Annotated in this window: 17 protein-coding genes; 8 read left to right on the top strand and 9 right to left on the bottom strand. The window is 72.3% G+C overall.

The window, feature by feature from the left end:
- The first annotated feature begins 48 nt into the window (after positions 1 to 48).
- Both ACIBCU_RS16185 and ACIBCU_RS16180 read left to right on the top strand, forming a co-directional pair.
- Complete coding sequence (locus ACIBCU_RS16185; protein WP_362927420.1) at positions 49 to 810, top strand: HAD-IA family hydrolase; 762 nt, start codon at positions 49 to 51, stop codon at positions 808 to 810.
- Complete coding sequence (locus ACIBCU_RS16180; RefSeq protein WP_362927419.1) at positions 810 to 3,239, top strand: glycosyl hydrolase family 65 protein; 2,430 nt, start codon at positions 810 to 812, stop codon at positions 3,237 to 3,239. Before ACIBCU_RS16185 ends, ACIBCU_RS16180 begins: the two co-directional genes overlap by 1 nt.
- 30 nt (positions 3,240 to 3,269) lie before the next feature.
- Here ACIBCU_RS16180 and ACIBCU_RS16175 read toward each other — a convergent pair whose 3' ends face one another.
- Together ACIBCU_RS16175 and ACIBCU_RS16170 are read right to left on the bottom strand one after the other, a co-directional pair.
- Positions 3,270 to 3,962: a class E sortase gene (locus ACIBCU_RS16175; protein WP_362927418.1), complete on the bottom strand. Its 693-nt coding sequence runs from the start codon at positions 3,960 to 3,962 to the stop codon at positions 3,270 to 3,272.
- A 79-nt stretch (positions 3,963 to 4,041) separates the two neighbouring features.
- The gene (locus tag ACIBCU_RS16170; RefSeq protein ID WP_362927417.1) at positions 4,042 to 5,706 is read right to left on the bottom strand and encodes an ABC-F family ATP-binding cassette domain-containing protein; all 1,665 of its coding nucleotides are present in this window, start codon (positions 5,704 to 5,706) and stop codon (positions 4,042 to 4,044) included.
- A gap of 388 nt (positions 5,707 to 6,094) precedes the next feature.
- On the opposite strand from ACIBCU_RS16170, the gene ACIBCU_RS16165 reads away from it, so the two are divergent.
- Together ACIBCU_RS16165 and ACIBCU_RS16160 are read left to right on the top strand one after the other, a co-directional pair.
- Positions 6,095 to 6,706 (top strand): TetR/AcrR family transcriptional regulator, encoded by a 612-nt coding sequence (locus tag ACIBCU_RS16165; RefSeq protein WP_362927416.1) that lies wholly within the window; start codon positions 6,095 to 6,097, stop codon positions 6,704 to 6,706.
- A 61-nt stretch (positions 6,707 to 6,767) separates the two neighbouring features.
- A complete protein-coding gene (locus tag ACIBCU_RS16160) occupies positions 6,768 to 7,376 on the top strand; it encodes an SRPBCC family protein (protein ID WP_399231931.1) in 609 nt (202 codons plus the stop codon).
- Positions 7,377 to 7,474: 98 nt separating this feature from the next.
- Here ACIBCU_RS16160 and ACIBCU_RS16155 read toward each other — a convergent pair whose 3' ends face one another.
- Entirely contained in the window at positions 7,475 to 8,593 is a 1,119-nt protein-coding gene (locus ACIBCU_RS16155; protein ID WP_399231929.1) for an NADH:flavin oxidoreductase, read from the bottom strand.
- A 178-nt stretch (positions 8,594 to 8,771) separates the two neighbouring features.
- On the opposite strand from ACIBCU_RS16155, the gene ACIBCU_RS16150 reads away from it, so the two are divergent.
- On the top strand, positions 8,772 to 9,722 hold the full coding sequence (locus tag ACIBCU_RS16150) for an SMP-30/gluconolactonase/LRE family protein (RefSeq protein WP_399231927.1): 951 nt from the start codon (positions 8,772 to 8,774) through the stop codon (positions 9,720 to 9,722).
- A gap of 94 nt (positions 9,723 to 9,816) precedes the next feature.
- Here the strand turns inward: ACIBCU_RS16150 and ACIBCU_RS16145 are convergent, their stop codons facing one another.
- Complete coding sequence (locus ACIBCU_RS16145) at positions 9,817 to 10,908, bottom strand: winged helix DNA-binding domain-containing protein (RefSeq protein ID WP_399231925.1); 1,092 nt, start codon at positions 10,906 to 10,908, stop codon at positions 9,817 to 9,819.
- Positions 10,909 to 10,917: 9 nt separating this feature from the next.
- Positions 10,918 to 11,340: a VOC family protein gene (locus tag ACIBCU_RS16140; protein ID WP_362927411.1), complete on the bottom strand. Its 423-nt coding sequence runs from the start codon at positions 11,338 to 11,340 to the stop codon at positions 10,918 to 10,920.
- A gap of 94 nt (positions 11,341 to 11,434) precedes the next feature.
- Here ACIBCU_RS16140 and ACIBCU_RS16135 point away from each other — a divergent pair, with 94 nt between their 5' ends.
- Both ACIBCU_RS16135 and ACIBCU_RS16130 read left to right on the top strand, forming a co-directional pair.
- The gene (locus ACIBCU_RS16135) at positions 11,435 to 12,418 is read left to right on the top strand and encodes a helix-turn-helix transcriptional regulator (protein WP_399231923.1); all 984 of its coding nucleotides are present in this window, start codon (positions 11,435 to 11,437) and stop codon (positions 12,416 to 12,418) included.
- A gap of 43 nt (positions 12,419 to 12,461) precedes the next feature.
- A complete protein-coding gene (locus ACIBCU_RS16130) occupies positions 12,462 to 13,322 on the top strand; it encodes a winged helix-turn-helix transcriptional regulator (protein ID WP_362927409.1) in 861 nt (286 codons plus the stop codon).
- A gap of 21 nt (positions 13,323 to 13,343) precedes the next feature.
- Here the strand turns inward: ACIBCU_RS16130 and ACIBCU_RS16125 are convergent, their stop codons facing one another.
- From ACIBCU_RS16125 to ACIBCU_RS16110, 4 genes are read right to left on the bottom strand one after another with little or no spacing between them, the layout of a single operon-like run.
- A complete protein-coding gene (locus tag ACIBCU_RS16125; protein WP_399232320.1) occupies positions 13,344 to 15,152 on the bottom strand; it encodes a PQQ-binding-like beta-propeller repeat protein in 1,809 nt (602 codons plus the stop codon).
- A gap of 15 nt (positions 15,153 to 15,167) precedes the next feature.
- Positions 15,168 to 15,431, bottom strand: a complete 264-nt coding sequence (locus tag ACIBCU_RS16120; protein WP_399231920.1) for a hypothetical protein — start codon at positions 15,429 to 15,431, stop codon at positions 15,168 to 15,170.
- Between the two features lie 39 nt (positions 15,432 to 15,470).
- A complete protein-coding gene (locus ACIBCU_RS16115) occupies positions 15,471 to 17,675 on the bottom strand; it encodes a PQQ-binding-like beta-propeller repeat protein (protein WP_399231918.1) in 2,205 nt (734 codons plus the stop codon).
- 4 nt (positions 17,676 to 17,679) lie between these two features.
- Positions 17,680 to 18,606: a serine/threonine protein kinase gene (locus ACIBCU_RS16110; protein ID WP_362927406.1), complete on the bottom strand. Its 927-nt coding sequence runs from the start codon at positions 18,604 to 18,606 to the stop codon at positions 17,680 to 17,682.
- A gap of 514 nt (positions 18,607 to 19,120) precedes the next feature.
- Here ACIBCU_RS16110 and ACIBCU_RS16105 point away from each other — a divergent pair.
- A complete protein-coding gene (locus ACIBCU_RS16105; RefSeq protein ID WP_362927405.1) occupies positions 19,121 to 19,720 on the top strand; it encodes a hypothetical protein in 600 nt (199 codons plus the stop codon).
- Positions 19,721 to 19,877 lie beyond the last annotated feature (157 nt).

The raw sequence follows: 19,877 nt of genomic DNA, 5'->3' as shown, positions 1-19,877 counted from the left end.
AACCTGGTGCCATGGAACGGAGGCGCCACGACGAAGGGACCACCGGGCATGGCACGTGCAGCGTCACCGGCCGCAGTCCTGCTCTCCGTGCACGCCGTCGTCTTCGACACGGACGGCGTGATTACCGACTCCGCTCCGGCGCACGCGGCAGCCTGGAAATTGGCGTTCGACGCCTGTCTGGCCACTCACGAGGGCCAGCGGCCCTTCGACGAGGAGGACGACTACCGGCGCTACGTCGACGGCAAGGCGCGCATGGACGGTGCCGCCGCGTTCCTCGCGTCCAGGGGCCTCGATCTCCCCGAAGGCAGCCCCGACGACCCCCCGGGCACCGGGACCGTACGGGCCGTCGCCGCGCGCAAGGACGAGACGTTCACCCTGCGCCTGCGCGACCGTCCGATCGAGGTCTGGCCGGGGACGGTCCGTCTCCTGCACGTGCTGCACGAAGCGCGGGTGCCGTTCGCCGCCGCGTCCGCGTCCCGGCACGCGACCGAGCTGCTGGCCGGGGCCGGTCTGCTGGACCTGTTCACGGCGGTCGTCGACGGCAACGAGGCGCGCCGCCTCGGACTGCCCGGCAAACCGGACCCAGCCCTGTTCACGGAGACGGCACGGCGCCTGGGCGTCCCGCCCGGGGACACCGCCGTCGTGGAGGACGCCCTGGCCGGGGTGGAGGCGGGCCGGCGGGGCGGCTTCGGTCTCGTCGTCGGGGTCGACCGGACGGACAGCCCGGAGGGAGCCGCCGGCCTGCGCCGTCACGGCGCGGACCTCGTGGTGGCCGATCCGGGAGACCTGCTGATCGACGGGGAGGACTGATGGCGCGCGGCTGGATCTGGGCGTACGAGGGGTACGACCCGGAGAAGGAACGCCTGCGCGAAGCGCTGTGCACCCTCGGCAACGGCTACTTCGCCACCCGCGGCGCCGCGCCCGAGACCCCGGCGGGCGAGACGCACTACCCGGGTACGTATGTCGCGGGCTGTTACAACCGGCTGACCTCCTCCGTCCAGGGGCGGCAGGTCGAGAACGAGGACATGGTCAACCTCCCCAACTGGCTGCCGCTGCGCTACCGCATGCGCCCCGCCGGCTCCCGCCCCGGCCCGTGGCTGACCCCCGACCACGCCCACCTCGTCGACCACCGCCAGGCGCTCGACCTGCGCGGCGGGACACTGACCCGCCGCTCGGTGTACGAGGACAGGGCCGGCCGCCGGCTGACGGTGGAGCAGGAGCGCCTGGTGCACATGGGCAACCCCCATCTCGCCGCGCTGCACACGGTGTTCACCGCGGAGGGCTGGTCGGGCGAGCTGGAGGTGGAGGCCGGGATCGACGGGGACATCCACAACAACGGCGTCGCGCGCTACCGCGCCCTGGCCGACCGCCACCTCACCGGCTGGGAGACCGGCACGGAGCCCGGCTCCATGGTGTGGCTGCGCTGCCGCACGGTGGAGTCGGACATCGGCATCGCCCTGGCCGCCCGCACGGTGGCATCCTGCGGCCCGGAACGGAACGGCGACCACCGGGCCGAACCGGAGCAACAGCCCCGCGCGGTCCACCAGAGGCTGCTCCTCCCGCTCGCCCCGGACTCCGGTGCGGTCGTCGACAAGACGGTCGGCCTCTACACCTCCCGTGACCCGGCCATCGGCAGTCCGCTGCGGGCCGCCGTGTCCGCGGTGGGCGACGCCCCGGCGTACGTCCGGCTGCGGGCCTCGCACCGCCGGGCCTGGGCGGACCTGTGGCAGCAGGTGAAGCTGGAGGTGCCGGGCGAGCCCGGACACATCCTGCGGCTGCACCTCTTCCACGTGCTCCAGACCCTGTCACCGCACACCGCCGAGCTCGACGTCGGAGTGCCGGCCAGGGGGCTGCACGGCGAGGCGTACCGGGGCCATGTCTTCTGGGACGAGCTCTTCGTCCTGCCCTTCCTCAATCTCCATCTCCCCGAGGTCTCCAGGGGGTTGCTCGACTACCGCCACCGGCGGCTCCCCGCGGCCTGCGCCGCCGCGCGCGCGGTGGGCAGGTCGGGGGCGATGTATCCGTGGCAGAGCGCCGACGAGGGGCGCGAGGAGACCCAGGAGGTCCACCTCAACCCCCGCTCGGGACGCTGGCTGCCCGACCGTTCACGGCTGCAGCACCATGTCGGCTCGGCGGTGGCGTACAACGTGTGGCAGTACTGCCAGGCCACCGGAGACACGGAGTACCTCTACTCCAAGGGCGCCGAGATGCTGATGCAGATCGCCCGCTTCTGGGCGGACAGCGCCGAGTGGGACGATGCCCTCGCGAGGTACCGCATCCGGGGAGTCGTCGGGCCCGACGAGTACCACGACGCCTATCCGGATTCCGACGCCGCGGGGCTCGACGACAACACGTACACGAACGTGACGGCGGCCTGGGTGCTGGCACGGGCCGGAGAGCTCTGCCGCACGCTGCCCCGGAGCCGGTGCCGGCAGCTCCTCGAACTGATCCGTCTCGACCCGTCGGAGCTGGACCGCTGGGACGACATCTCCCGGCGGCTGTACGTGCCCCACCATCGGGGTGTCATCAGCCAGTTCGCCGGCTACGGCGACCTGGAGGAGCTGGACTGGGACGGCTACCGGCAGCGGTACGGGGAGATCCGGCGACTCGACCGGATCCTGGAGGCTGAGGGCGACACCGTCAACCGCTACCAGGCGTCCAAGCAGGCCGACGTGCTGATGCTCGGCTACCTCTTCTCACCCAAGGAACTCGTCGCGCTGTTCGGCCGGCTCGGCCACGCACTCGACGACGAGACCTGGCGGGCAACCGTCGACTACTACGTGGGCCGTACGAGCCACGGCTCCACCCTCAGCTCCCTCGTCCACGCCTGGGTGCTGGCGCGCGTCCACCGCGACGACGCCTGGGCGTACTGCGAGGAGGCGCTGATCGGCGACGTGGCCGACATCCAGGGCGGTACGACGGAGGAGGGCATCCACCTGGGAGCGATGGCCGGCACCCTCGACTTCGTGCAGCGAGGCATGACGGGCCTGGACACCCGCGAGGACGCCCTGTGGCTCGCGCCGGCCACGCTGCCCCAGCTCTCCAAGTTCCGTATCCGGCTCCGCTTCCGCCGGCACTGGGATGTGGACCTGCGCATCCGCGCCGAGCGCCTCAGGATCGCCGTACCGGACTCGGAACGGCCGGCGGTCCGGGTGAGGGTGGACGGCAGCTCCTACGTCATCGAGCCGGGCACGGCACGGTGGCTGGAGCTGCCCGAGGACAGGCCCGGCGGCCGGTGAAGGCCCGGTTCGACCGGGCCGGGGCCCGGTTCACGCGGGCCGGGAGGAGACCAGTACGCCGATCTTGTCGATGCGGTGCTCCGGATTGTGGTGGGCGTCGCGCCAGAAGTTCCCGGCCGCGTCGTCCTCCGGGGTCGCGCAGGTGGACAGGGTGATCATCGCCCGGGTCGGCTTCTCACCCGGCTCACCCGGCACCTCGGCCCGCTGTTCGGCCAGCGAGCGCTCGGACCGGAAGGACGTCTCCCTGGTCTCCGTGATCCGGTACTCGTACACCGTGGAGCCCTCCGTGACCAGGACCTTGTCGCCCTTCTCCAGCGACGGCAGATCGCGGAACGGGCCCCCGGCGGAGAGCCGGTGGGCCGTCACGAGGTAGTTCCCGGTCTCGCCGGGCCCGACGCCGCCGTCCTCGCCGTACGGGCTGGCGGCCACACCGCGGTCCTGGACGCGGGTCCCGGGCCCGTCGTCCGTCGTCCCCTCGTACGGGACGACGCGCAGCTCCGTCATGCCGAGCGCCGGGACGGTGAGCTCGGCGGTCGCCGTACGCGGGTCGGTCCGGTCGGTCGGGGCCCCGGCGGACGGGCCCGCGACGGCCGGCGCTGCCGCGGGTGCGGCCGGGGGAGAGCCGGCGGCCACCGCCGGTCCTCCGGCCGCCACCAGGGCGACGGCCGCGCCCGCGAGGGCCCGGGAAACGCCTCGGAATCGGAATCCTTGAGGACGGTGCATGACGGGATCCGGATCAGTAGCCGGTGGTGCCTGGGGCGGGCCCGGGAGCGCGGCCCGCACCCTTCCAGTACACCACCGGTCACCTGATCGCGTCGGGCGTGCCGAGCAGCTCGCGCACCTCCTCGGCGCTCAGTTCGGTGAGCTCCTCGCCCACGAGCAGCCAGCGGGTGATTCCGACCGAATCCAGGAACGCCAGATCGTGGCCCGCGATCATCAGCGCGCCCTCGTAGGACTCCAGGGCGCTCGTCAGCTGCCGGACGCTTGCCAGGTCCAGATTGTTGGTCGGCTCGTCGAGCATCAGCAGCTGCGGGGCCGGTGTGGCGAGCATCGTCGCCGCGAGGGCCGCGCGGAAGCGTTCGCCGCCGGAGAGGGTGCCCGCCGGCTGCTCGGCCCGTGCCCCCTTGAACAGGAAGCGGGCGAGCTGGGAGCGGATCTCGTTGTCGGTGGTCCCGGGCGCCGCGCGGGCCACGTTCGCCGCGACGCTCAGCCCGTCGTCCAGCACGTCGAGCCGCTGCGGGAGGAAACGCAGCGGCACATGCGCCCTGGCCTCGCCGGCCTCCGGCGCCAGCTCCCCGGTGAGGGTGCGCAGCAGCGTCGTCTTGCCCGCCCCGTTCCGCCCGATGAGCGCGATGCGTTCCGGCCCCCGGACATGGAGTTCACCGTCGCGCAGGGCGCCGAAGCGGGGACGCAGGCCCTGCGCGCTGAGGACCGTGCGGCCCGCGGGTACGGCGGTGTGCGGCAGCCGCACCCGGATCTCGGCGTCCTCCCGGATCGCCTCCGACGCCGTGTCGAGCCGCTCCCGCGCCTCCTGGAGACGGTCCTCGTGCAGACCGTGGAGCTTGCCGGCCGCCTCCTGGGAGGACCTCTTGTGCGCACCCGCGACGATCCGGGGAGCGCGCCGCTGGGCGTCCATCTTCTTGTTGTGCCGCTGGCGGCGGGCGACCTTGATCTGGGCCTCCTCCAGCTCGCGCTTCTGGCGGCGTACGTCGGACTCGGCGGCCCGCACCATGCGCCCGGCCGCCTCCTGCTGGGTGGCCAGCGCCTCCTCGTAGGCGGACCAGCCGCCGCCGTACCAACTCACCGCACCGGCGCGCAGATCGGCGATCCGGTCCACGCGTTCCAGCAGGTCACGGTCGTGGCTGACCACGAGGAGCACTCCGGAGCGCCAGGACTCGACGGCGTCGTACAGCCGGCGTCGCGCGAACACGTCGAGGTTGTTGGTCGGCTCGTCGAGCAGCAGGACGTCGGGGCGTTCCAGCAGGAGCGCGGCCAGCCGGAGCAGCACGGTCTCGCCGCCGGAAAGCTGTCCCACGGTGCGGTCGAGGGCGATGTCGCCGAGGCCGAGGGACCCCAGGGTCGCCAGGGCCCGCTCCTCGACGTCCCAGTCGTCGCCGACGGTCTCGAAGTGCTTGTCGGCGACGTCGCCGGCCTCGATCGCGCGCAGCGCCGTACGCCGCTCGGTGATGCCGAGCGCGTCCTCGACGCGGAGGTCCGTGTCGAGGGTGAGGTTCTGCGGCAGGTAGGCGAGGTGCCCGCCGGCGGTCACCGAGCCGGCGGAGGGCTTCAGCCGGCCCGCCAGCAGCCGCAGCAGGGTGGACTTCCCGGAGCCGTTGGTCCCGACGAGCCCGGTGCGGCCCCGGGGGACGCTGAGGGACAGCCCGTCGAAGACCTCCGTGCCGTCCGCCCACCGGAAGGACAGGGCGGAGCAGCTGAGGGAGCCGGCGGGCGTAGTGGGGTGGGTCATGTGGTCCTCGCAGTCGCAAGCGTGTGAACAGGGGCTTCGTGTGCGAGCACCACGCGGCGACCGGCCGGGAGAGGAAGGGGTGCGGTCCTCCGGGCATACGGGGGACGGATCCTGCACCGAGGTCGCATCCACGCGGTGGGTCACGCGGCGGCAGAAAGCCGACAAGGCGTGACGGGCTACGGCAGGGGCCGTACCGCGCGATGATCGCGGACCTCAGATGCGCAACGTCCACCTCTATCGGAGACGACAGGACTCGAAAACTGTACACCGAGCCCGGTCCGGGTGGGCCGGAACCGGGATTCGGTTATTTTCGCTACGGCCGTTGCGTAAAGGAAGAGGTCTCGCTACCTTCTTCGAAACGGCCGTAGCGAAAATGAGGAGCCCAGCCATGGAACCCGCAGCCCGACGTGGCCGGCCGCGCAGCGAGGACGCGGACGCCCGCATCATCGACGCCGCCCTGGAGTCGCTGCTCAACCGCGGATACGACCGCTTCTCGGTCGACGAGGTGGCGGTTGCGGCCGGCGTCGCGAAAACCACGCTCTACCGGCGGTGGCCCACCAAGGATCATCTGATCGTCGCGGTGGTGGCGCGCCTGCAGGAACAGGTGCCGGTCGAGTACAGCGGTGACGTCCGGGCCGACCTCACGCAGTACCTGGGCAAGATCGTGGACGGGCTCGACCGCATGCGGCGGGCCGGCCGCCCCGCCGCGTCGGGCGACGCGTCCGCGGGCCTGGTGGCGGAGGTCGCCGCCGCGGCGGCCCGCCACGCCGATGTCGGCGCGGCGGTGCAGGAGATGTTCGCCCGACGTAACTCCCTGGCGCTGACCCTGCTCGAACAGGCGCGTGATCACGGCGAGTTGCGGGCCACCGCCGACCCGGAAGTCATCTTCGACCAGCTTGCGGGCGCGCTCTACTACCGGCTGCTCGTCACAGGGCAGCCCATCGGCGCGGCGTACGTCGCCCGCGTCGTCGGCAGCGCGCTGGACGGCTCCTCGGCCTGATCCACCGCCCCACCGTACGGCCGCGTTCCCCTCTCACCACTCAGAGCGAAAGAGGCCTCCGATGAGCAGCACCCCCCGGACCACCGGATTCACCGCAACGCCCGGCACGGCACCCCGCCCGCGCCCCGTCGGACGGCGCGGGCGCCGCCGTCTGCTCACCGCGCTGCTGGGCCTCGTGGTCCTCCTCGCCGCCTTCACCGTCTGGACCAACACCCGCCCGGTGCGGCTCACGGCCGCCATGGAGATCCAGGCGACGCCCGAGGAGGTGTGGCAGGTGCTGACGGACTTCGCCGCGTACCCGGAGTGGAATCCGTTCATGACGTCGGCGGAGGTGACCTCGAAGGGCGGCCGGCTCGAGAAGGGCGCACGGATGCGCAACGTCCTGCACTCCGGGACCGGCGACACCACGTTCACCCCGGAGATCCTCGCCGCCGAGCCGGGCCGGGAGCTGCGCTGGCTCGGCAGGATGGGGCCTGGCTGGATCGCGGACGGGGAGCACCGCTTCCTCATCGAGCAGACCGGTCCGGGCTGGGTCCGGCTGACCCAGAGCGAGGAATTCACCGGCGTCGCCGTGCCGTTCGTCGCGGGACAGCTCAAGTCCGACACCCTGCCGCAGTTCCGAGCCATGAACGAGGCCCTCGCGCAGCGGGCCGAGGCCCTGAGCCGCTGAGGCGACGTCAGGCACCACACTCAATCACCTCGCTGCTGGGCGATGGCCTGGAGCACGGCGGGCATCCGCCCGCCGTGCCCGCCCCGGCCCCGGCCGGATCAGCGCAGGGTCTTCAGCATCTCCGCCCCGAACGGCGTGATGTCCTCCGTACGCCCCCGCAGGGTCTTCGCGGCCCACTCGGGGTCGGCGATCAGCGCACGTCCGACCGCGACCATGTCGAACTCGTCGCGCTCCAGCCGGTCCAGCAGCTGGTCGATGCCGGTGACCGAGGAGCTGTTGCCCTGGAAGGCGCTGAAGAAGTCACCGTCCAGGCCGACGGACCCGACGGTGACCGTCGGCCTGCCGCTGATCTTCTTCACCCATCCGGCGAGGTTCAGGTCGGAGTCGTCGAACTCCGGCAGCCAGTAGCGGCGGGTGGAGGCGTGGAAGACGTCGACACCGGCCTCGGCAAGCGGCGTCAGGAGGGTGTCCAGCTCCTCGGGGGTCCGGGCGAGCTTCGCCTCGTAGGCGTCCATCTTCCACTGGGACATGCGGAAGAAGAGCGGGAAGGAGTCGGACACGGCCGCGCGGCACGCCGCCACGATCTCCGCCGCGAAACGCGTGCGGGCGACGATGTCCCCGCCGTACGCGTCGGTGCGGCGGTTGCTGCCCTCCCAGAGGAACTGGTCGATCAAGTAGCCGTGTGCTCCGTGCAGTTCGACGCCGTCGAAGCCGAGGCGCTCCGCGTTCGCCGCCGCGTCGGCGAACGCGGCGATGACGTCGTCGAGGTCCTTCTGTGTCATGGCGCGCCCCTTGGGCTCGCCGGCCAGGGACACGCCCGACGGGCCGACCGGCTCCGCCTTCGCCACCGGCGGGGCGCCTTCGGTGCGCGTGACGCCCACGTGCCAGAGCTGGGGGATGATCGCGCCGCCCTCGCGGTGTACGGAGTCCACGACACCCGCCCAGCCCGCGAACGCGTCCTCGCCGTGGAACAGCGGGATCCGGCCACTGGTGCCGGCGGAGGCGTGGTCGACGTAGGTGCCCTCGGTGATGATCAGCCCCACGCCGCCCGCGGCGCGGCGGGCGTAGTAGTCCGCCACATCCTGGCCCGGAACACCGTTCGGGGAGAACTGCCTGGTCATGGGTGCCATGGCGATCCGGTTGCGCGAGGTCAGGCCGCGGACCGCGAACGGGCGGGAGAGAGCGGCTGCTGCTCGGCGGGCATTCTCGTCTGTCACTGCGTGTCCTGTTCGAAGGGTGGGGGCGGGTCCACCCGTCGCCAACAGACGACCGCCGCCTCCGCATCCCCGGACCGGGCCCGATGTGGCGAAGGTCTCCCCTTGATCCCCGGCCCGGGTATCCAGCAATCTTCGGCAGAGCCGAAGCGTTCGGCGTCGGGCGAAGGGATGGATGTCCATGACCAGCGAGCACCCCGGGCTGTACGAGAGCTTCGACGACCGGTTCCGCGCGGGGCGGTGCATGAACGGCGACGACGGTCTCGAGGTCCTGTACACCGGCTGCCGCTGGGCCGAAGGCCCCGTGTACGTGCCCGCCTGGCGCCACCTGGTCTGGAGCGACATCCCGAACGACCGGCTGCTGCGCTGGGAGGAGGAGACGGGCGCCGTGAGCGTCTTCCGCCGTACGGCGGGGCACACCAACGGCAACACCCTCGACCGTGAGGGGCGGCTCGTCACCTGCGAGCAGGGCAACCGGCGGGTGACGCGGACCGAACACGACGGCACGGTGACCGTGCTCGCGGACCGCTGGCAGGGCAGGCGTCTGAACAGTCCCAACGACGCCACCGTGAAGTCCGACGGCTCGATATGGTTCTCCGACCCGGACTTCGGTATCACCAGCGACTACGAGGGCTATCGCGCGGAGAGCGAGATCGGCTCCAACAACGTCTACCGCGTCGATCCGTCCACCGGTGAAGTGCGCCTGGTCGCCGACTGTTTCGGCGCGCCGAACGGGCTCGTCTTCTCGGTGGACGAGCGGCAGCTGTTCGTCTCCGACACCCGCGCGGGCTTCGTCCGGGTCTTCGACGTACGGGAGGACGGCACGCTGTCGGACGGTGAGATCTTCGCCGAGGCCGGGGCCAGGGAGGCCGCCCGCTTCGACAACCTCCGCTTCGACGACGGCGGCCGGCTCTGGGTGGCTGCCATGGACGACGGGGTGCACTGCTACGACCCGGACGGCACGCTGATCGGACGGCTCGTCGTCCCGGAGGCGGTGGCCAACATCGCCTGGGGCGGTGACAAGCGCAACCGCCTCTTCATCACCGCGGAGACCAGCCTCTACTCGGTCCTCATGGGAGTCACGGGCACCCACCCGACGGGCCCCGGCCGCAGGCCCTGGCTCGCCCCGTGACGGCCTGACGGCCCGGGGCGCGTGCAGGGGGGTGCCTCCCCGCAAGCGCCCTGATGCGCGCTGCCCTGGAGTCGCCCGTGGCCTGGCGACCGGCTCAGCCGGGTGTGATCGCGACACGGTCGATGCCCTCGTCCAGGAAGGCGGCCAGCCCGTGGCCCTCCTCCTCGACTGCTTCCCGCTCCCGGGGAGAGAGGAGCCGCAAGGGCGTGACGCGCAGGCGCCGGTCGTCCGTGGTCCAGGTGGCGGCGACGCGGCCGTCGACGAGCACGGCGCGTTCCCCCGCGACGGACAGGCCGAGGTCGGCGTCGTCGATGATGCGGCTGCGGTCGTCGTAGCCGAGGATCGCGTTGTCGAAGGCCGGGAGGAACCGGACGGGGGCGGGGGTGTCCGGCGCCGGCCGCGGTGCGTCGGGCAGGTCGAGGAGCAGCCGGCCGCGTTCGTCCCGAAAGGTGACCAGCTCGTCCCGGAGGGCTTTGACCGCCGCGGGGAGACCGGCCAGACCGCTCCAGGCGCGGATGTCCGCCGTGGCGGCGGGCCCGTAGGCGGCGAGGTAGCGGCGCACCAGCCGCTGTCCGACCGGGTCGTCGGCGTCGTCGGGCAGCGGGGCCGGATCACGTCCGAGCCACGCGGCCAGGGGCAGGTTCCGCACGCCGGCCGTCGTCTTCCACAGACCGCGCGGGGGAAGCTGCGCCATCGGGACCAGGGCGGCGACGACGAGCTCGCCCAGAGCGCGGCGCGGCGGGCCGGGCCAGCGGTCCTGGAGCGCCTGGACGAGCTCGGCCATGGTGCGGGGCCGGCCGTCGGCCATGACCGCCCGGCCGGCCGCGGCGACCTCGCCGGGGTCGATGCCGGCGAGTTCGAGCCGGTAGGTGCCCATCACCCGCTGGAGCAGCATGGCGTCGTGGCGGGACCGCCAGGCGAGAGCGTCGTCGTTGGTGACCAGGTGGACGGTGCGCCGCATCAGGTGTGTGCGTACGACGTGCCGTTCCGTCAGCGCCTGGTCGAGCCGGTCGGGTGTGAAGGCGCGCAACCTCGTCCACAGGCCGGTGAAGGGCTCCTGCGGTTCCTGGGCCTGGAGGCCCGCCAGGTGCGCCACCGCCTCCACGACCGGTGTGGTGGCGCGCTCGAGCAGGTACTGCCGGGCGAGGGTGGCGCGGTTGAGAGCGCGTGCGCTGAGGACGGTCATGGGAGTGGATCAGCCGTTGTACGGTGCCGCGACGTCCAGGACCCAGGTCACGCCGAAGCGGTCGGTGAGCATGCCGTACAGCGGCGCCCACTGCGACGGTTCCAGGGGTTGCACCACCGTCGAGCCCTCCGCCAGCTTCTGCCAGAGGGCGCTGATCTCATCCGTGTCGTCACCGCGCACCGAGACGAAGAACGGGCTGCTGCCCTGGTCCCAGGGCAGCTGGGACGGCACGTCGTAGGCCATGACGTGGAAGCCGTTGTCGCCCGTGACCTCGCCCCAGACGACCCGGTCCGCCTCGTTCTCGTTCCGCACGTCGCCCATGTCCTTGTACGTGACGGCGGTGACGCGCCCGCCGAAGACGGACCGGTAGTGGTCCAGCGCCGCCCTCGCGTCGCCCCGGAAGTTCAGATGAGTGGTGGTCGTGACGGACATGGCCTTCTCCCTTGCTGCTGCGGCTGTTCTTGATACCGACCATTCCACGGGTAGCGGACAGGTTGTGTCCTGTAATCAAGGGAGGATGGTGAGCATGCAGAAGACGTCCTCCCGGCTGCTCGCGCTGCTCTCGCTGCTCCAGACGCATCGCGACTGGTCCGGTGACGATCTCGCCGAGCGGCTCGACATCACCCCGCGCACGGTGCGGCGCGACATCGACCGCTTGCGGGAACTGGGCTACCCGGTCCGCGCCTTCAAGGGGCCCGCCGGCGGCTACCGCCTGGACGCCGGTTCGCTGCTGCCCCCGCTGCTGTTCGACGACGGCCAGGCCGTGGCCCTGGCTCTCGCCCTGCAGTCCGCGGCCACCGACGGCACGATCGGCGAGGATGCCGCACGGGCCCTGGCCACCGTCCGCCAGGTCATGCCGCCCCGCCTGCGTCAGCGCATCGGCACGCTGCGGGTCACCGCGGTCCAGCCGCCCGGCGCCGAGGAGACCTCCCCGGCCGGTACGGAGCTCCTCGTGGAGCTGGGCCGCGTGATCCACGCCCGCGAGGAGCTGCGCTTCGACTACGGGCACGACGCCCCCGGCCGGGCCCGCCGGACCCAGCCGCACCACCTCGTCACCTGGCGCGGCCACTGGTACCTGATCGCGTGGGATCTCGACCGTGCCGACTGGCGCACCTTCCGCGTCGACCGCATCCGTCCCCGCACCCCCACCGGCCCGCGCTTCACCCCGCGCGACCTCCCCGGGCACGACGTAGCCGCGTTCGTCACGGGCCGGTTCCGGGGGACCGACGGCTCCACCACCGACTGGCCCTGCCGCGGCGAAGTGGTCCTCGGCCTCCCCGCGCAGGCCGTGGCGCCCTTCGCGCGGGACGGGATCGTGGAGGAACTCGGCCCCGTCCGCTGCCGACTCACCCTCGGCTCCTGGTCGTGGACCGGTCTCGCCACCACCATCGGTCACTTCGAGACCGACATCCACGTCATCGGCCCACCGCAGCTCACCCGTGCGTTCGCCGAACTCGCCGCGCGTTACGCCAGGGCCGCAGGCGGCGGTTCCGAAAGGGAACTTACTTAGGATGGGGCCGACCGTCCCACCCTCGCCCCTTCGGAGTGCAGCCATGAATCCACGCCGCGCGGCCGATGACACGTGTGGGATCGCTCAGGCGGCTGCCGTGGTGGGGGACTGGTGGAGTCTGCTGGTGCTCCGCGAGGTCGCACGCGGGCATGTGCGCTTCGAGAGCCTGGCCCAGGAACTCGGCGTGTCCCGCAAGGTCCTCACCGAGCGGCTGCGCGGACTGGTCGGGAGCGAAATCCTGGAACGCCGTCTCTACCAGGAGCGCCCGGAGCGGTACGAGTACCACCTGACGCCACGCGGGCAGGGCTTCGTGCCCGTCCTGGTCTCCCTCCAGGACTGGGCGGACCGCTGGCTGCTCGGGGACGGCACCGTCACCGGGCTCCCGGGCGAGGAGGCCGCCGAGACCCGGCGCACCCGGGGGCTGGTGGGGGAGACCGTCCCCGCAGGCCTGACCCTGCCGGGCACGGACGGCCGTCCGCACGACGTGGTCGGCGAAGGGGCGCGGGCCACGGTCGTCTTCGCGTACCCGGGCACGGGCATCCCGGAGGGGATTCCGGGGGGCGTGGGATGCACCTTGGAGAGCCGCCTGTTCCGGCAGGCGTGGCCCCGCTTCGAAGCGGCCGGCGTCGCCGTCCACGGTGTCAGCACCCAGCCCCCCGAGGCGCAGGCGGACTTCGCGAAGGCCGAGGAACTGCCGTTCCTCCTGCTGTCCGACGCCCGGCTCCGGCTCACGGCGGCGCTGCGGCTGCCGACCTTCCGGACGGGCCAGGATCTCCGTATCAAACGCCTCATCCTGGTCGTCGGCCCGGACCGCGTGGTGCGCCATGTGATGCTGCCCGTCACCGACATCCCGGGCGCGGTGGCCGAAGCCCTGGACCTGGCGGCCGCCCTTCCCGGCAGCTGAGCGCGGCACCGCGGCGTACGTTCAGAACACCGGCAGCGCGACGACCGAGCCCTTGTTCAGGAGGAACACCCGGTTTCCCGCGGCGGCCATGTGCCAGTCGCCCTCCGACTCCGGCTCGTAGGTCCACATGAGCTCGCCGTCCGATTCGTCGCCCGGGCTGTTCCCGAAAGCCGATACGCCTGACGAGGTGCCCCCCTCGGCGATCCAGAGAGTGCTGCCCTGGAGGACCGGTGGTGTGCGGGACGGGAGGGTGCCGTCCGGCCACGCGATGTATCCGTCCTCGGCGCCGGATGCCTTGTCGACCCGGTAGAGGCGGCCGTCGTCGATGGCGACGAGGGAGCCGCCGGATATCACGGGGGAGCCCCATCCGTCCTGCTCGGGACTCAGGGAGTGCGAAGGCGCCGACCAGACCTCGTCGCCGGTCTCCAGGTCGAGTGCCAGGAGCGACGTCCCGCCGACGTAGACGAACCGCTCCTCGACGGCAGGGGTCAGCGCCGTCCCGGCGTGGCCGCCCAGCTGCCAGGCCACGTCGCCATTGGCGGAGTCGAGGGCGAAGTAGTGCCCGTCCGCCGTGCAGACGACCAGCCGGCCCGATCCGGCAACGGCCACGGCGGCCTGGTCGACGGTGGCCTCGGCTGGGTCACCCGCCGTCCAGCGGACCTTGTGCACCTCGGTGTCGACGGCGGCCATTTCCCCGTCCTTCGTCAGCACGAAGACGAGCTTCGCGTCGGACGCGGTGGCCAGCAGCTTCTCCGCCTTCGCCGGGACACTCCACTGCGGCTCGCTGGTGGACGCGTCGTAGCAGCGGACGTCGCCGTCGGCGTCGGCTGCGACGAACTGCTCGCCCGTCAGCTTCAGGAAGCCCGCGGAGGACGACACCTCCGGAAGCGTCCACTTCAGGCGGCCGTCGGTCACCCTGTGCGCCGCAAGTCCTTCCGACGAGCCGGCCATCATGACCACATCCCGCACCGGCAGCAGCATGGACGCACTCGGCGCGGCTGCCTTCAGCGGCCCCCAGAGGGGCTTGGGCAGCGTGCCCGACCCGTACTCACCGGCGGCCAGCAGTTCCGCCGGCGCGGCGTCCGCGGCTTCCGGCAGACGGGGTCCTCTGTTCAGCCACCAAGCCGTCGCGCCGCCGCCCAGAGCAAGCACCGCTCCGCCGGCGGCGAGCGAGGTGAGGAAGAGCCGCCGCGACGGCTTCGCCTCCGCGACAGTGGTGCCGGCCAGAGTGCTGAGCCGGCTCGTCCGGGTCTCGTGCTCCTTGATCTGCGTGCCGAGAACACCCTTCTTCCACAGCCTGTCCGCGCCGCGAGGAGGCGCGGACATCTGGATCACCGACGAGGGCTGGGGACGGTGTGCGGGATCCTTGGCCAGGCACGGCGCGATGAGAGGCCGGAGCGCTTCCGGCACGGCGTGGAGCGCGGGGCTGCCGTGCACCACCTCGTACTGCACCGCCGCGACATGCGCACCCTCGTACGCCTGCCTGCCGCTCGCCGCGTACACCAGGACCGCCCCGAGGGAGAACACGTCGGCCGACGGGCCGACGCGCTGACCCAGGATCTGCTCAGGTGCCCCGTATCCGGGGGTCGCCGGCGCCTGGCCCGTCGTGGTGAGGGTGAGGCCGTGCTCGGGGCGCGCGATGCCGAAGTCGATGACGCGGGGACCCGAGGAAGTGAGCACGATATTCGCCGGCTTGAGGTCGCGGTGGATCAGCCCCGCCGCGTGGATGTCCCGCAGGGTCGACGCCAGGGCGGCGGCGAGCGCGCGTACACCTGCCTCGTCCAGCGGTCCGTGGCCCGCGACCGCCTGCTCCAGCGTCGGCCCCGACAGGTACTCGGTGGCGATCTAGGGGCGCCCGCCCTCGGTGTGCGACCCGACGACGCGTGCCACACCGGTGCTGCTCACCGCCTGCGCGGTCCGGGCCTCGCGCAGGAACCGCTGGGCGAGGTTGTGGTCGTGCGCGAGCTCGGGACGGAGCACCTTGACGGCCGCGAGGCGGCCGGAACTGTCGTGACCCACGTACACCTTGCCCATGCCGCCCTCGCCGAGTACACCGACGATGCGGTACGGCCCCAGCCGGATCGGGTCGCCGAAACTGAGAGGTTGCATGGTGTGAGCCGAGCCCTTCGTGGTGATGAGGTGGGGCGCCTACGACGAGGCCTGGTCCGAGGGCCGCTCCAGCGGAAGGGCGGCCACGGGCCCTTCTCCGACGCCGATGAGCAGCCCCTCCGCGATCAGGGCGCTGAACTTGTCGAGACTCTCCGGGTGGAGCCAGGCCGTTTCGTGGCTGCGGAGACCGATGGCGCGCAGCCCCGCCGCGCAGTGCTTGTAGACGTAGGTGTCGTCGACCGTGGGCGCCACCCTCAGCTCGTGCCCGGACGCCACGGGGTTCTTCTCCCGCCACAGGAGTGCGCCGGTCCCCGCGTCGATGGCCACGAGGCCCCGCTCTCCCACTGCTTCCACCGCGTAGACGACTCCGTCCTTCACCGTGGGAGGGCCGTACGCGGTCACGTTCGTCCCCTTGTAACTCCAGGCCTCCTTGCCGTCCTTCACGCGCCGCGCCCTGACCGCGTCCGACGCGGTGTAGAGGTGCTCGGCGTCCAAGGAGACGGGACTGCGCGCGGCGTCGACGGCCGTGAGACCGAGGGGCGCCCGCCAGACGCGCGTCCCTGTACGCGTGTCGCAGACGAGCGCGTCGACCCCGCCGGATTCCGTACGGAAGAAGAGGACCAGGCGTGAACCGGTCACCCGGGCACCGGTCACCCAGGGGTACTCCCCGGGCACGGCCTCGTCCAGGACCAGCTCGGTGCGCCGCTTGCCCGTCGAGAGCGAGAAGGAGGCGATGAGCCAGCCCCGTTCGGGGCCGACGCCGCTCGACTCGGCGGTGTCCTCCTCACGCACCCGCGCGGTGAGCAGCCAGGCCACGTCACCGTCGACACAGAGAAGCTGGTTTCCCACCAGCTTCCCGTTGTACGCCTTCTCGACCACGACCGGATCCGTCAGAGACCCGTCGCCGAGGTCGATCTCCGCGATACGGAGCCCCTCTCCCGGGTCCAGGGAGTAGTCCACCGCGAAGAGCCGCTCACCGTCCGTGGCCACGTCCCAGGAGCTCAGCACCGCGTTGCCCGACCAGACGGGCCGCCCGGTCGACGCCTCGACGGCGCTCACTCCGGCCTCGGTGGTCACGATCAACTTGTCGCCGACCACCAGCGGACGTCCCAGCTCATCAGGTGGAGCCGTCGTGATGTTCCGCTTCCACCGGGCCACGGGAGCGCTGCCCGCGCCCGCGGAATCCGGCGCGTCCGTGCCCCGCTCTCGCGTCGCCGCCCAGACACCCGCGCCGGTGGCCGCCGTGGCCAGCAGCGCACTGCCGCTGAGGGTGAGGAGCTTGCGGCGGCTCATGCCGGGTGCTGCGGTGGTCGGGACGGTCTCGGCCGTCGCGTGACCGGCGGGAGCGGGAAGCCGCTCCGGCCGGTGCTGCCAGACCTCCGACGCCCGCCGGGCTATGTCGGCGAGCAGGGCGTCGGGCAGATGGTCCGCGAAGTGGCCCTCACCGCTGTGGAGCCGGCGGACGAGGTCGTGGGTGGTGGGCCGCCCGGCCGGATCCTTGGCCAGGCAGGGGCCGAGGACGGCGGCCAGGGCCGGGGGGAGGCCGGAGAGGTCAGGGTCGGCGTAGCGGACGCGGTACAGGAGATCCGCGGCCTGTCCTGTGCCGAAGGGGCCGTGGCCGGTGGCGGCGTGGAGGAGGACTCCGGCGAGGGCGAACACGTCACCCGCGGCGGTGTGTTCCTGGCCGACCGCCTGCTCGGGGGACATGAAGGCGGGTGTCCCGGCGGCGGATCCGGGGCGGGTCAGGTGGTCGCCGCCGGAGGCGTGGGCGATGCCGAAGTCGATGATCTTGGGCCCGTAGGCGGTGACCATCACGTTCGAGGGCTTCAGGTCACGGTGGACCACGTCCGAGGTGTGGAGCTGACCGAGGGCCCCGGCGAGCGCGGCGCCCAGCGCGCGTACGGTCGCCTCGGGCAGGGGGCCGCAGAGGGCGACGGCGTCGTCCAGGGGCGGGCCGAGGACGTATTCGGTGGCGAGCCACGGGGCGGGCGCCAGGGGGTCGGCGTCGACGACGACGGCGCCGTGATGGCCGCCGATGATGCGCGCCGCGTCCGTCTCCAGGCGGAAGCGGGTGCGCGACGCCGGGTCGGCCGCGATGGACGGGTGCATGGTCTTCAGAGCGACCGTGCGGCCGCCCTGCGAACGAGCCAGGTAGACGGTTCCCATACCGCCGTGGCCCAGCCGCGCGAGCAGGCGGAAGCCCGCCAGCCCGGCCGGATCGTCATGGGTCAGAGGGGAGAGCATCGCGTCAGGTCCTGGCGGTCTGTGAGATCGGGGTACGGACTTCCGCGGCGAGGACCTCCGCGGACTGGCGTGCCATGGCCGCGACCACCCGGCTCGGCAGCCAGCCCGGCCCCAGCAGTGCGCCGGCCGGGTCCAGGACCGTCGCCACGGGGGCGGACGACCCTCCCGCCAGCGCGCCGAGCACCTCGTGCGCGGCCGGGCGGGCGGCGGCGTCACGCGCCAGACAGCGCGCGACCAACGACCGGAGGGACTCCGGCAGTTCCGAGGTGTCGGGGACCGAGTGCCCGGTCGCCGCGTATGCCAGCACGGCACCCAGCCCATAGACGTCGCCGGGCGGCCGGGGCCGCCCGCCCGACGCCTGCTCGGGGGCCAGGCTGCCTGGCTCGAGCCCGGGCAGGCCGGTGCGCCCCGTGCCGTCCGGGGCCGCCGTGCGGACCGCGCCGAAGCAGGTCAGGCGTGGTCCGTCCCAGGCGAGGAGCACGGAGGCGGGGGACAGACCGGCGTGCGTGATGCCGACGGCGTGCGCGCCCGTGAGGGCCTCCGCCAGGGCCGCGCCCAGGGACCGGACCGTGCGCTCGGGCAGTGGTCCGCCGTGCACGGCGAGCGCCACCGGGAGCGGGAGCACGGGGAGGTACGGGGCGGCGTACCAGGGGGCGTCGGGCGGGGCGGTGAGTTCGGCGACGGGCAGGACCCAGGGGCCGAGGAGCCGGCGGCCCGCGTCGGCCTCGGCGAGGAAGCGCCCCGGGTCGGCGCCGTCGAGCGGCGCGCTGATGAGTACCGTACGGTCACCGTCCGCGCTGCGCCCGATGAACCGGCGTACGGGGACGGGCGGTTGGCCCGGCCCGCTCGGGTCGAGACGGGTGATGAGGTGGTACGGGCCGATCCGCCGCGGCCCGTCCGGGTGCGGGCGGTCCGTGCGTGCTCGTTCCATGTGCGAATCCCCCCACCCACGACAGCGGCCAGATGAGACTACCGGCGTGCCGGACCGGAGGCATCGCCGCCCTCCACGCGGGGGACGCGGAGAGCGACGGCGGACCGGAGGCGGGCGTCGCCCGGGCGGGGTTTGCGTACGCGCCGGTGGCCGGCCGGCGCGCGGACGGGCGGGCGCCGCCGACCACCGGCGGGACCTCGATGACCGGCCCCAGGTCCGGGAACGCCGCGCGGCGGCGCGTGAGACGCCCGGGTCAGCAGTCGGCTCGGGCTTCGGCGGCGGCCCCACGAGGCATTCGCGAGACCGCTCGAATTCGACTCGGCGGCCGAGCTAATTCCGAAAGGCTCTCCATCGAAGCCTCGAATCGTTCTCGCGTCGCATTTATCTCCAGTGGCTGCGCTTTGCCTGCGATGCGCAAATATTCTCCCGGTGCCCCGCCGGGAGGAAATTACTCGCCGCTTTCGTGGTATAGTCCTAATGGATTTACAGGACGCCGCGAAAAAAGGGGAATGGCGTGAATACCGAGAAGGTCACGGCTCGACGTCTTACGGCCGCAGAGGTTTCCGAACTGGGCCTCCAGGACGGCATCTTCGTCTCGGCGGGGACGGACGGCCTTCCTCTCGACTGCTACGCACCGGCTTTCCTCACGGAGCCGGGAAAGAATTTCGAGGGAGGGGCCTTCGCCGTGAGGACCATCTTCGGCGAGGAGGCTCATGTTCTTCCTGATAATGCCGAGGAGAGCGGGATCTGGATTGCCGACAAGGCGGGGGAAGAGATCGAGGTTCTCCAGAGTGCCGGCGTCCTCCTGAATCTCGCCCTTTTCGTGCCCGCCGGGAACAAGGATTCCCTGGAATCGCTCTACTCCGCCGCACGGGACGCGTTCGGCGCGGGCATCGTGCAGCGCTGGAGCGAGGAGACCGTCGCGGTGCCGGACGTCAAGGTCGACCTGTACGAGGAGCCGGCCCGCGGGCGGAAGAGCGCGAACAGCCAGAACCGCGACCGCCGCGCCCTGGACATCTACCCGACCCGGGTGCGGTTCCTGGAACCCAGCGACGGCTGGAGGTTCGTCGTCGAACCGCACAAGGAGATCGTCGACGAGACGCCGACGATCTGACCCGACCTGACCTGATGGCAGGTTGAGTCTCAGGTTTTCGCGGGAGCCCGTCAGCTTGCTGACGGGCTCTTCGTCTGTCGCGGAACCCCTGCGTTTGTCGCCGGCCCCCTGCGGGTTCGTCCGTGATCGGTAACAGGGGTGCCTGGCCAGGGCGTTC

The sequence above is a fragment of the Streptomyces sp. NPDC051064 genome, from assembly GCF_044455985.1.
In the GTDB taxonomy this organism is placed as follows: domain Bacteria; phylum Actinomycetota; class Actinomycetes; order Streptomycetales; family Streptomycetaceae; genus Streptomyces.
This window is presented reverse-complemented; position numbering and strand designations above follow the sequence as displayed.

Excerpts from the sequence above, each read along its gene's own strand:
- ACIBCU_RS16185 (WP_362927420.1), top strand. The coding sequence starts at position 49 with ATGGCACGTGCAGCGTCACCGGCCGCAGTCCTGCTCTCCGTGCACGCC.
- ACIBCU_RS16180 (WP_362927419.1), top strand. The coding sequence starts at position 810 with ATGGCGCGCGGCTGGATCTGGGCGTACGAGGGGTACGACCCGGAGAAG.
- ACIBCU_RS16175 (WP_362927418.1), bottom strand. The coding sequence starts at position 3,962 with ATGCACCGTCCTCAAGGATTCCGATTCCGAGGCGTTTCCCGGGCCCTC.
- ACIBCU_RS16170 (WP_362927417.1), bottom strand. The coding sequence starts at position 5,706 with ATGACCCACCCCACTACGCCCGCCGGCTCCCTCAGCTGCTCCGCCCTG.
- ACIBCU_RS16165 (WP_362927416.1), top strand. The coding sequence starts at position 6,095 with ATGGAACCCGCAGCCCGACGTGGCCGGCCGCGCAGCGAGGACGCGGAC.
- ACIBCU_RS16160 (WP_399231931.1), top strand. The coding sequence starts at position 6,768 with ATGAGCAGCACCCCCCGGACCACCGGATTCACCGCAACGCCCGGCACG.
- ACIBCU_RS16150 (WP_399231927.1), top strand. The coding sequence starts at position 8,772 with ATGACCAGCGAGCACCCCGGGCTGTACGAGAGCTTCGACGACCGGTTC.
- ACIBCU_RS16145 (WP_399231925.1), bottom strand. The coding sequence starts at position 10,908 with ATGACCGTCCTCAGCGCACGCGCTCTCAACCGCGCCACCCTCGCCCGG.
- ACIBCU_RS16140 (WP_362927411.1), bottom strand. The coding sequence starts at position 11,340 with ATGTCCGTCACGACCACCACTCATCTGAACTTCCGGGGCGACGCGAGG.
- ACIBCU_RS16135 (WP_399231923.1), top strand. The coding sequence starts at position 11,435 with ATGCAGAAGACGTCCTCCCGGCTGCTCGCGCTGCTCTCGCTGCTCCAG.
- ACIBCU_RS16130 (WP_362927409.1), top strand. The coding sequence starts at position 12,462 with ATGAATCCACGCCGCGCGGCCGATGACACGTGTGGGATCGCTCAGGCG.
- ACIBCU_RS16120 (WP_399231920.1), bottom strand. The coding sequence starts at position 15,431 with ATGCAACCTCTCAGTTTCGGCGACCCGATCCGGCTGGGGCCGTACCGC.
- ACIBCU_RS16115 (WP_399231918.1), bottom strand. The coding sequence starts at position 17,675 with ATGCTCTCCCCTCTGACCCATGACGATCCGGCCGGGCTGGCGGGCTTC.
- ACIBCU_RS16110 (WP_362927406.1), bottom strand. The coding sequence starts at position 18,606 with ATGGAACGAGCACGCACGGACCGCCCGCACCCGGACGGGCCGCGGCGG.